Annotated in this window: 8 protein-coding genes and 1 pseudogene; all 9 read right to left on the reverse strand. The window is 70.2% G+C overall.

Features of this window, described 5'->3' with window-relative positions; translation table 11 throughout:
* Positions 1–110: 110 nt before the first annotated feature.
* Positions 111–2,126: an SWIM zinc finger family protein gene (locus tag HSX14_RS10365; protein ID WP_173178789.1), complete on the reverse strand. Its 2,016-nt coding sequence runs from the start codon at positions 2,124–2,126 to the stop codon at positions 111–113.
* The gene (locus HSX14_RS10370) at positions 2,123–3,247 is read right to left on the reverse strand and encodes a VWA domain-containing protein (protein WP_173178788.1); all 1,125 of its coding nucleotides are present in this window, start codon (positions 3,245–3,247) and stop codon (positions 2,123–2,125) included. The genes HSX14_RS10365 and HSX14_RS10370 overlap by 4 nt, the downstream gene beginning before the upstream one ends.
* Complete coding sequence (locus HSX14_RS10375) at positions 3,240–5,708, reverse strand: DUF5682 family protein (protein WP_197970216.1); 2,469 nt, start codon at positions 5,706–5,708, stop codon at positions 3,240–3,242. The genes HSX14_RS10370 and HSX14_RS10375 overlap by 8 nt, the downstream gene beginning before the upstream one ends.
* A 3-nt stretch (positions 5,709–5,711) precedes the next feature.
* Positions 5,712–6,809, reverse strand: coding sequence for an AAA family ATPase (locus tag HSX14_RS10380; protein WP_111261354.1), 1,098 nt, complete (start codon positions 6,807–6,809; stop codon positions 5,712–5,714).
* Positions 6,803–10,519 carry a DUF4132 domain-containing protein gene (locus HSX14_RS10385; protein ID WP_173178787.1) on the reverse strand — a complete coding sequence of 1,239 codons (3,717 nt, stop codon included), beginning with the start codon at positions 10,517–10,519 and terminating at the stop codon, positions 6,803–6,805. The genes HSX14_RS10380 and HSX14_RS10385 overlap by 7 nt, the downstream gene beginning before the upstream one ends.
* Before the next feature lie 591 nt (positions 10,520–11,110).
* Positions 11,111–11,335, reverse strand: coding sequence for a DUF2970 domain-containing protein (locus tag HSX14_RS10390; protein ID WP_111261356.1), 225 nt, complete (start codon positions 11,333–11,335; stop codon positions 11,111–11,113).
* A 52-nt stretch (positions 11,336–11,387) separates the two neighbouring features.
* Positions 11,388–12,425, reverse strand: coding sequence for an RNA methyltransferase (locus tag HSX14_RS10395; protein ID WP_173178786.1), 1,038 nt, complete (start codon positions 12,423–12,425; stop codon positions 11,388–11,390).
* An 82-nt stretch (positions 12,426–12,507) separates the two neighbouring features.
* Positions 12,508–13,980: a methyl-accepting chemotaxis protein gene (locus HSX14_RS10400; RefSeq protein WP_420803757.1), complete on the reverse strand. Its 1,473-nt coding sequence runs from the start codon at positions 13,978–13,980 to the stop codon at positions 12,508–12,510.
* Positions 13,957–14,754: pseudogene (locus HSX14_RS31580) on the reverse strand (cache domain-containing protein); the annotation flags it as partial. The pseudogene HSX14_RS31580 and the gene HSX14_RS10400, both read right to left, overlap by 24 nt.
* Positions 14,755–14,972 lie beyond the last annotated feature (218 nt).

The raw sequence follows: 14,972 nt of genomic DNA on the forward strand, positions 1-14,972 counted from the left end.
ATGTAAAGAACTGGAATGCATAAGCGAGGCACCGAGCATAACCACGCTGCGCGCCCGCTGGGACCCAGGCGGGAATGGTTCTCGACTGGTGGTTCCAGCCGTCGCCGGCCCTAGCCCAGGGCCAGCAGCCGGACCATCAGATGGCTGCTGGCCAGCAGCGCGTGCGGGTGCACTTCGGCGGGCTCGCGCAATCCCCGCAGGTGCTGGGCGAGCAGGTCGACACCCGCGGCGCGGGCCAGTGTTTCCTGCTGCTGGAGCACCTCGCGCTGGTGCCGGGACAGCTGCTGGCGCCCGCAACTGGCGAGGGACTCCAGCACGTCCAGCGCCGGCTCCACCAGGCGCGTGGCCAGGCTGGGCGCTTGCGGAGCGATGGCGGTGGGGCGCTGGCGGTCGAGCAGGCGCTGGATGCGCTCGAACAGCCGCCGGTTGAGGCTGAGGCCACCCCGGATCACCGATTCGAAATCCAGTGACAGGCAGCGCAATTCACCGTTGTCGGCGATCAGCAGGGCCAGGGGCTCCAGGGTGCGGCGCCGGCCATCCACCCAGGGGCGCACCAGCACCGCGCGGATGTCGTCGCGGGCCTTCTGGGCGCGCTCCAGGTTGTCCAGGCGATCGCGACGCTCCGCCGTGCAGGGCAGCTCCAGGGTGATGGCCTCGCCCTGGTCGTCCTCCAGCGTCCAGCAAAGCGCCTGGCGCACCTCGTCGAGCACCGCCTCGTGGCAGCGGGTCGGGCGCAGCAGCAGGCTGGTCGGGGCCTCGGCGCTGAGCGCGGCGCTGTCCTCCAGATGTTCGCGCAGCGTGCTCCAGCGCCCGATGCCCAGGGTGCCGAGGCGCGGGTCGTGACCCGCCCAGTGCGGCTGGGCTTCGCTGCGGGTATCGCCATGGCTGGCCAGGCGGCCGTCATCGGCCTGGCGGGGCGAGAGGAGGCGCAGCGGCGACCGGCACAGCAGCTGCGGCGTGGATTTCCACAACGCCTGCTGGCTCCAGGCCGATTCGCGGCGAAAGCCCGGGTCGCTGTTGTCCGGGCGTGCCAGGCTGGCTTCGCGCACTTCACCTTCCTCCAGGTCCCAGAACGCCAGGGTCAGGCCGCGCGCGCCGCCGGGCGTGGTCCACCAATGCCCGCCCAGGGGCAGCAGGTCGAGCGTGGCGCCCGCCTGGTAATCGCGACGCAGACGGCCACGCAGCGCGGGCAGGCGTTGGGAATCGGCCTGTTGCAGGGCGGTTGCCAGGGCGTGTACCTGGGCCATCTGCACCAGGACCTCGCGTTCGCCAATGTGGTCATCGCGGTCGGCAAGGCGGCCGATCTGCCCGCCCAGGGTGCGCAGTTGGGCGGCGAGACGCGGCAGCCCCTCGGTACGGGCGGACAGGTTGAGCATGCGCAACTGCACGGCGCTGGCCTGGCTGGCGTGGGACAGCCCCTGGCGCAGCAGTTCCTGCAGCAGCGCATGGAGGCTGGTGAGCAGGTCGCGCTCCGCCGGGCTCAGTTGCACGGGGTCGGGCGCTGGCGCGTCGCTGTCGGCCGGCCAGTCCCAGGGCTGGCCCTGTCCCTGGAACAGCAGCGCCAGTGCAGCCAGGTGCAGGGCCTTGCGTTCGTTTTCCCGGCCCTCCGAAAGCATGCCGTCGAAGCCGCCTCCGGCGAGGTAAATGACCTCGCAGGCCAGCGCCGGCAGGTGGATGACCAGGCGCCGGCCGTGGCTCTGGTGGCGGGCCTCGCCCAGCTCCCCCAGCCATTGCCGGGCCTTGCGCGTGGCCGCCTTGCCGGCCTGCTTCTGCAGCTGTTGCGGCTCCAGCGCCAGAGCCTCGCGCAGCGCGATGTCGGCATCTTCTGCCGGCGCTTCTTCGCCGGCGGGTGCCGTGGGGTGTTCACGCAGCCAGATCACGGCCGCGAGGATGTGCTTGCAGCAGCCGTTGGCGGGGCAGGTGCAGCGCACCGCGTCGATGCCGGTGGCATCCAGGCGCACCTGTTGGCCATCGGCTTCCACCAGGCCGCCCCGCTCGTCGTTCTCCAGCCAGCGCAGCTTGCCGGCCTCCACGTCCTTGGTGGCGCGGCGCAGCAGGCCGGCGTTGGCCAGCACCTCCAGCGCGGCATCGTCGTAGCTGCGGTAGCGGTCCTGCCAGGCGCTCATTGCATCACCTCGGCCAACCACTGGGCGAAGTGCTCCGGGGTCAGCGCGGCGATCTGCATGCCGCGGTCGGCGAGGCGCTGCCCCATGGCCGGGTCGTAGACCGGCTGGGCGCCGTCATCCAGGGCGGCGAGGCCCAGCAGCCTGACCCGCGCTTCGTTGAGGCGTGCCACGCAGGCCAGCAGCGGGCCCACGGCGGCGCCTTCCTCGAAGTCGCTGATCAGGGTGAGCACGGTGCGCTGCGGGTTCTCCACCAGTTGCTCGCAGTAGCGCATGGCCTTGCCGATATCGGTGCCGCCGCCCAGTTGCACGGTCAGCAGCACTTCCACCGGGTCGTGGGCCAGGTGGCTGAGGTCCACGACCTGGGTGTCGAACAGCACCAGGCGCACGCGCACGCTGGGCAGGCTGGCGAGAATGCTGGCGCAGATGGCGCTGTACATCACCGAGTCGAGCATCGAGGCGCTCTGGTCGACGCAGAGGATGATGTCCCAGGGCAGTTGCCGGCGTACGCGGGCGTTGAAGCGCGGCGATTCGATCAGCAGGCGTTTGCGCTGCGGGTCGTAGTGCTTGAGGTTGGCGGCGATGGTGGCGCGCCAGTCGAAGTTCTGCGCGTTCTTCACCAGCGAGCGGCGGAAGCGGTTGCGTCGCCCGTGCAGGGCGTTGGTGAAGCGGTTGCGCAGGCGCTGGAGGATCTCCTCCACCACGCGGGTGATCAGCTGGCGTACGGCATCGCGGGTTTCCGCGCCCAGGCGCCCGCGCACGCCGAGCAGGGCCTTGGCCAGCGCCGGGCTGGGTTCGAGGGTGGCCAGGCTGGCGGGATCGGTGAGCAGCGCGCTGATTTCGTAGCGCTCGATGGCCTGCACCTGCAGGCGCTCGAACGTCGAACGGGGGAACAGCGTGCGCGCCTGTTCCAGCCAGTTCAGGGCGGTCAGCTGGCTGTCGTCCAGCGAGCCGCCGCGCCCGCCCTGGACGTGGCCGCGGCGCTGGTATTCGCGGTTGTAGAGGTAATCGAGGGTCTTCTCCAGGCGCGCATCGGCGGCGTCGAACTTCGCTTCATGCAGCGCGCGGTCGGCGTAGCGGCCGAGGATCAGGCGCCAGCGCCGCGCCGCTTCGAGGTCACTCATGGTGAGGCTCCTGGGCCCAGGCCAGCAGCCCGTCGCGCTCCAGCGAGCGCTTGAGCGCCAGCTGCAGGGCGGCGCCGGCGAGCAGGTCGTGGCTGTCGAGTTCGTGGTGGGCGCTGTCGAGTGCGGCCCCGGTGATGCCGTTCAGCTGCGCCAGGTGGTCGGCCAGGCGCCCGGTTTCGCGGGGCTTGAGGCGGGTGAAGGCGAGGCGCAGGTCCGGCAGGTGACGGACGAAGGTGGCCTCGTCCCAGTCCGCCACCAGGGCGTTGAGCCGGTGGGCCAGGTCATCCACCCGCAGGATCAGTTCCGGTGCGGCCTGCAGCAGCCCGTTCAGGTAGCGCACCGCGCCTTCGCTGTCGGCGCCGGTGCCGAAGCGCCGTTGCAGGGCTTCGGCCAGTTGCTCCTCGCTGCTGCGCCCGTCGATGAACCGCAGCGCGTCGAGCGCCCCGGCGATGCCGGCGGGGGCCACCGCCTGCAGGCGGTCGAGCGTCTCGTGGAGCGCTGCCTCGTGCAGGGCCAGGCCGGCCTGGCTGCCGCCCAGGTGGAGGAACTCGCGCAGCCCGAGCAGGGCGTCGGTGGCGGCGCTTTCGCGTTCGGCTTCACAGGTGGCGAGGCCGGGTAGCAGGAACAGGGCGGCGGGGAGGATGCGTTGCAGCAGCGCCGGGAGTTGCGGGTACTCGTCCAGGCCGAGCAGTTCGCGGCCGCGCCAGAGGTGCAGCAGGCGCTGGCCGCAGGTCACCACGGAGGCCAGCTCCGGGTCTTCGTCCAGGTGCTCGGCCAGGCGGTCGAACAGCCGTGGCAGTTGCTCGCCGAGGCCGATCGACCCGGCTCGGGCGAGCAGTTGCGCAGCGCGGCTGGCACTGCGGCCCTGGCCGCTGGCCTGCAGCGCCTGCTCTTCATCCAGCAGGCGGCGGATGGCGACTTCACGCAGGCTGCTGCCCAGTTCGGAGCGTTCGATCAGGCGGGCCTCGACCACCGGTGACCAGGCGTAGTCCCACTCCTCGAAGAGCAGGTCCAGCCCGGTGCCGTTGACGAAGTCCGGGCCGCCCTGGTGGCGGGCGAAGCCGCTGTCCAGGTAGGCCATCAGGTGCAGGAAGCGGCTTCGCGCGCGGTGCCGGGGCTTGCGGTAGAGGTCCAGCCGGGCGCGGCGCTGGAGGCTGTCGCTGAGGTCGAGGTGGTGGCCCAGGGCCAGGCGCCGGGCTTCTTCCACCAACGGGGGGGCCAGGCTCGACGGGGGGATGTCGCCGAGGCGGTTGCCGCCCAGCTGGTTCTTCACGGCGTCGAGGAAGGCGGCCTGGCCGTCGTCCAGGCTGCCCTTGACGAAGCAGGAATGGATGGCGTCGAGCAGGTCGTAGCGCCCCGGCCCGGGGTGCTGGCGCAGGGCGGCGAGGCCGGCGGCCTGTTGCGCGGCCTGGCTGATGCTGGCGAAGGACAGGGCGTCGGCCAACCGCCGCTCGCGGGTTTCGGCGGCGATGGCGCCGAGGATGCGCGCGGCGATGCGTTGGCGCGCCAGGGCGTCGGCCGGGTCTTCCAGCAATGCCTCCCAGACCCGCTGGTGGTAGGCCGGCGAGGGCATGCCCGAGGCGTAGCCGTTGAGGGCGTCGAGGCGGTCGAAGCTGTAGCGGATCAGCCAGGCCTGGCTCTCGCCGTCGGCGGCGGGTGTCGGCGCCGGCGGGCTGTCGCTGGCCAGGGCCTCGACCAGGGCCAGGGTGTGGAAACCGCCGGTGACCACCAGCAGGGGGCCGTCGCAACGCGCCCGCCAGTCGCGGATGCAGGCGAGCATGTGCGCCTCGCGGGGCAGGGAACCCTCGGCGGCGAGCACGTCGTCCTCGTAGTCGAGGCGCGCCATGGAGCACCAGGCGAAGGCATCGCCGAACAGCCTGCGCCAGTCCTGCAGGGCACCGTGGCTGCGCAGCTCGAACAGGTGCTCCCAGAGCTCGTCGTGGTCACGGCAATGGGCTTCGCGGGCCAGCGCCGCGAGGTAGGCGCTGTGGGCCAGGTAGCGCTCGGCCATCAGGCTGCGGCTCTGCTGCGGGTCTTCCTCCACGGCCACCTGGCGGGCCCAGGGCAGGTCGATGAAGGCCAGCCGTGCGCCGAGGCGATGACCTTCGCGCAGGGCCTGCCATTCCGGCGAGTAGTCGCAGAAGGGGAAGAACGCCGAGCGCGGCGGCGCGTCCGCCGTGGCGCCGCTGCGGTGCTGGGAGAGGATCGCCAGGGGCGGGCGGCTGCGCGGGTCGAGCAGGTCGGGGATCAGGGCGTCGAAGTCGGCCGGCCCTTCGATCAGCACCGCCGCCGGGCGCAGTTCGTCCAGCTGCGCGCGCAGGGCGTAGGCACAGGCCGGGCTGTGGTGGCGCAGCGGTGCGAAGTGCACGCCGGCCGCGGCCAGCGCCTGGCGGTTGCGCTCGGCGGCCTGCAGCCGCGCGGGCAGGCGCGGATCGGCGGCGGGGCTCGATTCGGGCGGCATGGGTCAGTCCAACAGGCCCTTGCTGGCGTCGAAGAAGTGCTTCCACTGGCCGTCACGGCGGGCGCGTTCGCGCACCACGCTGTCCAGGTAATGGCGCAGGCGCTTGGCGTCGTCGCGGTTGTCCTTGAACACCACGCCGAGCAGCTGCCGCGCCAGCTCGGCCGGGCCCAGGCGGCCGTCGCCGAGGTAGCGGGCCTCCAGCGCGGCGGCGTAGGCCACGCTGACCGCCTCGGCGGTGGACATGACCGCGTCCGGGGCCTTGATCGCGGTGCCCTCGCGGGTGGTGCCGCCGCGCAGCTCCTGGAACACGGTGACCAGCAGGCCGATGACGTCGCGCTCGACCACCACCTTGCCGGCCTCCTCGCCCAGCTCCCGCAGCAGCTGGCGCATCACCAGCTCCACCTCGAACTCGCCGTCGGCGATGGGGCGCACCGTCTCGAAGTTGAAGCGGCGCTTGAGGGCGGCGGACATCTCGTGCACGCCCCGGTCGCGCAGGTTGGCGGTGGCGATCAGGTTGAAGCCGGGGCGGGCGTGCAACCGCCCGGTCTCGCCCAGCTCGGGGATCATCATCTGCTTTTCCGAGAGCAGGGAGATCAGCACGTCCTGGATCTCCGGCGGGCAGCGGGTGATCTCCTCGAAGCGCACCAGCTTGCCCTGGCTCATCCCCTGGTGCAGCGGCGAGCCCACCAGGGCGCGCGGGGTCGGGCCCTCGGCCAGCAGCAGGGCGTAGTTCCAGGAGTACTTGATGTGGTCTTCGGTGGTGCCGGCGGTGCCCTGGATGGTGAGCATCGAGTCACCGCTGATGGCGGCGGCGAGCAGCTCGGAGAGCATCGACTTGGCCGTGCCCGGTTCGCCCACCAGCATCAGGCCCTGGCGGCCGAGCAGGGTGACGATGGCGCGGTCCACCAGGGCATCGTCGCCGTAGAACTTGCGGCTGACGCCGAGCGCCTCGTCCCCGAGGATGAAGCGTCGCACCGAGCGCGGCGAGCGCAGCCAGCCGGGCGGCAGGTCGGCGCCGGCCTGCTGGTCGGCCTGGGCCAGGCGTTGCAGTTCCTCGGCGAAATGCTGTTCCGCAGCCTGGCGGAGAACGGTGCTTACCATGGGGTCTTCTTCTCCCACTGGGGATCGAAGCCGACGCAGGCATCGGCGGCGGCGCGGTAGTCGGCATAGGTTTCGGCGAGCAGGACCGGCGGGATGTCGGCCAGCGGCAGGCTGTCGCCACCGGACCAGCGACGGCCCATCTTCTCGAAGGAGAGCCGGGTCAGCGCGGCGGGGACGTTCTCCTCCGGCAGGCAGTTGCCGGTGAAACCGATGTTCACGCGCAGGCCCAGGCTGTTGAATTCCTTGAAGTAGTGGTCGAAGAAGCCTCCGTCCTCGGCGGCCGCGCGCTGGTAGCCGAGCTTGGTCAGCGTGCCGCGCAGGGTGAAGGTGTCGCTCAGCCAGCCCAGGCGGTCGCCGATGGCGTTGCCGCTCTCCTGGTCGGCGACGGCTTCGGCGCTGATCTCCGGCAGCTGGCGCGACATCTGCGCGAACAGCGGCTTGACCTTGTAGTCCTTGAAGTGGCGGACCCAGGCCTTGGCCGTCTCGGCGTCCACCAGGGCGGCGTGGGCGAGGCGCACGAGGCTGCCGTCGGCCAGCTCCACCTCGTCATCGTCGAGGTCGATCAGGCTGCCGTCCTCGGTGGGGCGGAACAGGCGCGTCGCACCCTCGGCGCCCACTTCGGCCCAGACCAGGCGCTGCAGCAGGTGGCGCATGATCGGGTGCTGCTGCAGGTACTCGCGCCATTCCGCCACGGGCCACAGGCGTGCCGCGCACATGGCTTCGTAGAGGCGCTGGCTCTGCAGGTCGATCACCTGCTTGAGCTCCTTCTTGCTGGTGGAGAACTGCGTCTTGGCTTCCTTGATCAGCGCCGGGTCGTCGCTCTTGCGCGGCTCCGGCAGGGCCTTGACCACCTTGCCCTCGGGGTTGCACAGCTCCAGCTTGAGCGCGGCATCGAGGCGCGCGGTGAACAGGCGCTCGCCGTACTGCAGGGCGAGCACGCCGTTTTCGTCGAAGCCGGCGCTGGGGATGGTGCGGTCGGCCAGTTCGTCGGCGCTCCAGCCGTTGCGCTGGGCGATCTGCTCCACCAGCTCGCGGGCGCGTGTCTGTACCGAGGCGGTGCGGTGGCGGCGGGCGATGGACAGCAGCAACTGGATCACCAGCGGCTCGTTGCTGTTGGCGGCGGCGCTGAGCATGGCTTCGATCTGCGAGCGGCGCGGGTAGTGGTCGCGCATGTAGGCCTGGATCAGGCTCACCTGCTCGTGGCCGGTGGTGTGCCAGGTGAGGGCGAGGATGCCCTTGTCGGCGATGGCGCTGCCCAGGTAGGTGCCCAGGTGCTCGCGCTTGAGCGATTCGAAGGCCTGTTCCTGGGTGATGTCGGCGTACTCGGGCGAGTACTTCGCCCAGGCCTGGTAGTTCTGCATCTGCCGCGCGACATTGGCCTGGGCGTAGGCGATGGCCTCTTCCAGGGTCGGGTTGCGGGTGTCCTGGGCGATGAAGGCCAGCAGCAGGCTCTTGCCCAGGGCGTTGCGGCTGGCAGGGGCGAGGCGCTCCAGGTAGCGGTTGAGCAGGCCGTTGCCGGCGGGCTCCTTGAGCTTGCAGGCGAGGATCACCCACCAGCGCAGGATGGCCGGCTCCACCGGGGTGCCGTCGAGCCACTGGCAGGCGGGCAGGTGGTCCAGGTCGAGCCAGGCGAGGCTGGCGGGCGGCTTGGCCTGCAGGCCTTTGTGCGCCTCGGCCAGCAGCACGTCCGGGGCCAGGTGGCCGGAGATGTCTTCGCCGAGGCTTTCCAGGGTGGTGAGCAGGGCGGCGCGCACGGTTTCGCGCTTTTCCTTGGCCAGGGTCGCCTTCAGCGCGGGAATCGCCTCGCGGTAGCCCAGGCGCTGCAGCCATTCGGCGGCCAGGGTACGGATCTCCTGCTTGCTCGAGGCCAGGGCTTCCACGGCGCGGTCGCCGATGTCCGGCAGGGTCTCCAGCAGTTGCTGGGCTTCGGCGCGGTTGGTCTTGCTGCTGCCCAGGGCCAGCTCCAGCAGCACGGGGATGAAGCGCACCGGCAGGACGGGGAACTGCTCGAGCAGGGTCAACGTGGTGGCCACGCTGTAGCTGTAGCGGCCCGGAGCGGGGCGCAGGCCGAAGGCCTCTTCGATAAATTCGGGGTGCTCGGCGAAGAAGGGCCAGACGCGCTCGGGGTCGATCTGCCCGAGAGGCGAGTTCCAGGCGAAGCAGATATCCGCCGTGGCCCGGGCGGGGTCGTCGTGGCCGCAGCGCTGCAAGGCGTCTTCCAGGGTGCGCAGGTCCAGGCGTTGCAGGGCGTCGCCCTTCAGCCAGTCGGCCACCTGGTACCAGTTGAAGTGGCGGTTGCTCGGGGCGCGGAGGACATGCAGCAGGTTGACCTCGGCGTTGGCGGCCAGGCGCCCCTTGTACTGCAGCACCGCGTCGATGCCGGCCGGGGTCTTGCCGCGCGCGCCGCCGTTGAGGCGTTCCAGGGCGTCACGCAGGTCGGACTCGCCGAGTGCCTGGAGCGACTTGTAGGTCTTCTGCCGCCAGTCCCACTTGCGCTTGTGCTCGAGGTTCTGGCGCACCTCCTCCTCGGCGGCGAGGCGGCTTTCCTCCAGCAGCTCGGCGAGGTTCTGCCGCAGCAGCTGGAGGACGGCATCGCCGAGCCGGACTTCGGGGCAGCGCTCGAAGTCGCCGGCCTCGGGCAGCTCTTCCTGCTGGGCGCGGGTCTGGCTGTCCAGGCGTGCCAGGGCATTGGCCAGTGCCTGTTGCACGGGCTTGGAGCTCTCCACCTCCAGGCGGGCCTGCAGCAGGGGGCGGGCTTCTTCGCCTGCGCGGGCGAGCATGTCGGCGGCCTGGGCGCGTTCGGCGTTGTTGCCTGCTTCCAGCAGCTGCTGCAGGTGGGTGAGCTTGACCTGCAGCGGCAGTGTCTCCACCTGGGGCGCGGCTTCGGCGCGGACGCTCTTGGCGGCGCTCACTGCCAGGCGCACCAGTACGTCGGCGTAGGCGTCGGCGAGGGTGCGCTGGCTGCCGAGCAGCTTCACCAGGGTCAGGCAACCGCTCGCCGACAGCCGCGAGGGCAGGGCGCGGGTGCTGGAGGGGTGCTGCAGCAGGTATTCGCCGGTGCCGGGCAGGTTGGGCAGCCCGGCGAGGTCGCGCCAGTGGTATTCGTTGAGGTCGCGGCGGTCGAGGATCAGCAGCAGGGCGTCGTCGGCCGGCAGGTCGTCCACCGCCAGCAGGCGTACCAGCAGGTCGAGGTTCCAGTGCTTGCGCAATTCATCGCCGTGCTTGTTGCCGAGGTTCTTCAGGGTCGTATGCAGGGCATCGACCACCAGGTAGATGAGCCAGTCGGGCACCTTGGCGACGCGCACCAGGTTGGCGCCCTGGCAAGCGGCTTCGAGCACCTTGCCGAAGCGGGCGAGGGCGAGCACGTCGGTCCCGGGGGTTACGACATAGAGCCGGGCGCGGGCGTTGACGGCGGCGTTGATGCGCTTCTTGTGCTTCTGCGCGTCGTTGCGCAGGTTGCCGGAGGGGTGCCACCAGCCCAGCGTGGCGGGCATGTCGAGGAGCACGACGGCCTCCTCGGCCGGCACCTTGCGCAGGTCGAGCAGGACGCCTTCGTCCTGGCCGCTGAGCACGTGGGTGGCGGCGCGCTCGGCCAGGCCGGGCACCAGGATGTCGAGCACCTCGAGGCTTTCGACGACGTGCTTGGCAAAGGGCGTGGCCGGGGTGGAGGCGGTGGAAAGGCCGATTTTTTCCAGCAGCTTCTGAAACATGGTGAACCTGTCCTTGGCGATGCGGTGCCCGATGGTAATTCATCGGGGCGGTTCAAGGCCTCTGCCACGGGCGGTCCAATGTGCATTTCTGTTGCTCAGCTCATGTTTTTCCGGCGCGGGGCCATCCTGGGGATGTGCGAGGTCGATGGGGTGGCTTGAGAGGTTGTCGGTCCTGGTCTTAACTCGTGGACGTAGCGCCCATAACCACAACAAGGGGATGCCATGAGCGATCACACCGAGCAATCCAGTTCTGACAGCGGCATCGACGCCGTCGCCATCTTCTGCCTGATCCTGATCGCGGTGGCCACCGCGGTGTTCTGGGTCAGCCACCAGTAACCGACCCGCCGCCGCCCCCTCTGGCGGCCCGCCACGGAACCCCGCAGGGCGACGCCGTTCTGCGCGGGCTGCGGGCCGTAACCATGGGCTCCGTCTGTGTTGGCTGTTGCGGATTCAACAAGCTCAAGCACGGCGCCCTGCCACGGCCACCGCGTGGGTTTCGCTTCGCTCTACGCCACCCTACGGATGCGGCGCGCGCGCATCGATGACGACCCTGGTCAGGCGTGAGGGCTCCCGATGCAGTCGGTCGGGGCGTCAGAGCCCGGCGAGGTGCAGCACCAGCTTGACCACGCCGAACAGCGTCAGCGCGAAGACCAGGGTGAAGAGCACCCCGAGGATGATGAAGTGGCTGGGCTTGCCGCGGCTGAAGTCGCGCGAGCGATTCTTGCCGCTCTGTACCCCGAAGGCGGCGGCCGCGACGCTGTGCAGCATCTCGCGGAACGTCAGGGGGCGTTGGTTTTCGTCGTTGCTGTCGTCCATGGTGCACCTCCGTGGGGCACAAGCTTAGCTCGCCCCCGGCAGGCTGCCCGGATCAACGTGCGCGATGCAGCAACTGGCGGGTATCGAGCGTCCCGGCGCGGGCGCGCAGTTGGCCGCAGCCTCCGTCGATGTCCTGGCCGGCGGAGTTGCGCACCTTGGTCAGCACGCCACGGCTGTGCAGGTAGCGCACCAGTTCGACGATGCGTTCGCCGCCCGGGCGCTGGTAGTCGTCGGCTTCCAGGCTGTTGTAGGGAATGAGGTTCATCACCGCGAACTTGCCCTTGAGCAGGCGCAGGATGCCGTCCGCTTCCTCCAGGCTGTCGTTGATGCCGGCGAGCAGCGTCCACTGGTACTGGATGGGGTAGTCGGTGGTGCGGGCGTAGGCCTCGCCCAGCTCGACCAGTTCCTCGGGGCTGATGCGCGGGGCCTTGGGCAGCAGGCGCTCGCGCAGCTCGGCGCGGCTGCTGTGCAGCGACAGCGCCAGGGCCGGCTTCACCCGTTGCTGCGGCAGGCGCTCGAACACCCGCGGGTCGCCCACGGTGGAGAACACCAGGTTCTTGTGGCCGATGCCGCCGTCGGTGCCCAGCAGGTCGATGGCCTCCAGCACGTTGTCGAGGTTATGGGCCGGCTCGCCCATGCCCATGAACACCACCTTCTTCACCTTGCGATAGCGTCGCGCCAGTGCGACCTGGGCGACGATCTCCAGGCTGCCGACCTGGCGCAGCAGGCCGCTCTTGCCGGTCATGCAGAACACGCAGCCCACGGCGCAGCCGACCTGGCTGGAAACGCACAGGCCGTCGCGCGGCAACAGCACGCTTTCGACCATCTGGCCATCGGCCAGGCCTACCAGGAGGCGCGCCGAACCGTCGGCGGCGGGGTGTTCCGAGCGCAGCCGCGCCAGGTTGTCCAGCTCCTCGGCCAGGGCCGGCAGGCCTTCGCGCACGCTGATGGGCAAGAAGTCCTGGGCCTGCTGGCGCAGGGTGCAGGCGTCGAGGGGCTTGCCCTGCAGCCAGGCGCGTATCACCCGGCCCTGGTGGATGGGCTTGGCGCCGAGGGCGGCGAGGCGGTCGTGCAGGTCTTGGATGCGCATGGGGCGCGAATCCTACCACCGGCATCGGCGCTTAAGTAGGGGCGCCCCGCCGGCGCAGGCGCCCCTCCGTGCATGGCGGCCTTCAGCGGCCCCGGCTCAGCTCCGCCAGGCGCGTCGCCGACTGGCGCATCGCCTGGCCGAGGGCGTCGAGGTCGACGGCATCGCGGGCGTTCTCCTCGCTGGCCGAGTGGATGCGCACCGCCAGTTCGTTGATTTCCTGGGTCACGTGGCTCTGTTCCTGGGCGGCGACGGCGATCTGCTGGGCGCGCTGGGAAATGTCGTCGAAGCTCTGCACCGTGGTCGACAGCGCCGCGGCGGCGCCTTCGGCTTCCTCCACTGCGTGGCGGGTGCGTGCCTCGCCGGCCTGCATCGCCTGTACCGCCTGGCGCGAAGCCTGCTGCAGGTTGGCGATCATGCCGCTGATCTCGTTGGCCGAACTCTGGGTCTTGGCCGCCAGGGAGCGCACCTCGTCGGCCACCACGGCGAAGCCGCGCCCCTGCTCGCCGGCCCGCGCGGCCTCGATGGCGGCGTTGAGGGCCAACAGGTTGGTCTGCTCGGAGATGGCCTTGATCACGTCCAGCACGGCGCCGACCTGCTGGCTGTCCTGCTCCAGGCGGGCGATCACCGTGGCGGCCGCCGCCATTTCGCTGGACAGCGACTGGATGGAGCGGCTGTTGGAGGCGACCTTCTGCTGGCCGTCGTTGACCACGGCCTGGGAGCGTCGCGCGGTGTCGGCGCAGTCGTTGGTGTTCTGCGCCACTTCGTTGGCACTGGAGGACATCTCGGTGATGGCCGCCGCCAGCTGGGTGTTCTCCTGGCGCTGCTGTTCGGCGCGCTGGAGCAGGGCGCCGCTGAGGCGGCCCAGGCTGGTGGCTTCGTCCTGCAGGCGCCGGGATTCGTCGGCGATCACCTGGAGCATGCCCTGCAGCCGGCCGGCGTACTGGTTGACCGAACGGCGCAGGCCGCCGATCTCGTCGTCGCGGAGGATGGTCAGTGCGCCGCCATGGCCCTGGCCGCTGCCGAGTGCGTCGATCTGTGCGGTGGTCTCGCCCAGTTGCTCGAGGATCTTGCGCCCGGCCAGCCAGACGAAGAACAGCAGCAGGCCGAGCAGAGGCAGGAGGAAGGCCAGCAGTTCATAGGTGAGCGCCTGGGCGAGCCCGGTGACCCGTGCCCTGGGCGTGACCAGGCCGACGGTCCAGTGGGTTTGCGGCATGACGAAGAGATTGGCCTGGCTGGCTTCGCCGAGCACCGCGTCGTCATCCAGGGTCACGGCGGCGGTGCCACCGGAGCCGAGCTTGCGGCGGGCTTCAGCCAATGGCGCCAGCCAGGCCTCGCGACCGGCGAGTTCGTCGAACTTCTGCATGCTGGCTTCGGCGGCGCTGCCCGGCAGGGGGAAGAACAGGATGTTGCCGGCCGGGTCGAGGGCGAAGGCGTAGCCCCCGGTGACCTTGCCCTGGTCGCGGAGGAAGGCGGCCAGGTCGTCGAGGCGCAGGTCGATGGTGCTGACTCCGGCGAAGCGGCCCTGCAGCTTGTACGGCACGCTGCAGGTGACCATGGGCACCTTGCTCACCGGGTCCTGGTAGGCCTCGGACCAGACGCAGGCATTGCCGGCTGCGCTGCGCGCGCCGGTGTACCAGGCGTCGTTGTGGTAGCCGGGGCCGTCGGGCTTGTTGTAGTCGTCGGAGTATTCCAGCGCGCCACCGGCGCCACGGGCCCAGAAGAAGCTGCGGCGGTCGGTGCCGTCGGCGAAGGCGTTCGGCTCCGGCCAGATGCCGCCGCCGGCGATGGCCGCATCGCCGCCGTTGTCGATCAGGTTGGGGAAGTTGTCGCGGTACAGCGCCTCTTCCCGGGGCAGGACCTCGGCCAGGTGCGCCATGCCGACGGCCAGGCCTTCGATGCCGGCCAGCTTGAGGCCGAGCTGGCGGACGATGGCGCTGCCCGTCTGCTCGATCAGGGCGTTGCTTTCCGCCACCACCCGCGGCTGGCCGCGGAACACCATGATGGCGAAGACGGCGAGTGCGGTGAGCAGCAGGAGAAAGATCGCGCCCAGGGTCAGGCGGCTGGAGATGCGGTCAGGCAGCAGAGACATTCGGTACTCCTCGATTCCCGAGCTGGAAGGCGGCACACGGCAGAGGCGCGGCAGGCTCTTCTTATGCAATAGCAGTGCCCGCGCGGTTGCGCCTCTAGAAGGCGTGTCGGCAGATGTCGGGGTTCCTGCAGCGATTTCGGAGGAGCGGTCGTTTCTGGGGGCGTTCAGGGAGTGGTCGAGCGTGCCTTTGGCATCGCGGTGATGGGTTTCGCTTCGCTCGCGGAACGCCGCCCGACCCATCCTTGTATCTCGACTAATACCTCCACAGGGGTAATAGTCCCCGACTGATCATCGGGGGAGGGGCTGGAAGTCGTATCCATCCTTAGGCCACGAGCCTGCAACGTAGATAGTGCTCCGCCCCTCCACACTCACTCGAACAGCCCGAACGGTATCCAGAGCCTCGAGCTCGCATCTACAAGGTTGGGTCGGGTGCAGTGATGATCGCGTCTGAACGGATC

The sequence above is a fragment of the Pseudomonas tohonis genome, assembly GCF_012767755.2.
GTDB lineage: Bacteria > Pseudomonadota > Gammaproteobacteria > Pseudomonadales > Pseudomonadaceae > Metapseudomonas > Metapseudomonas tohonis.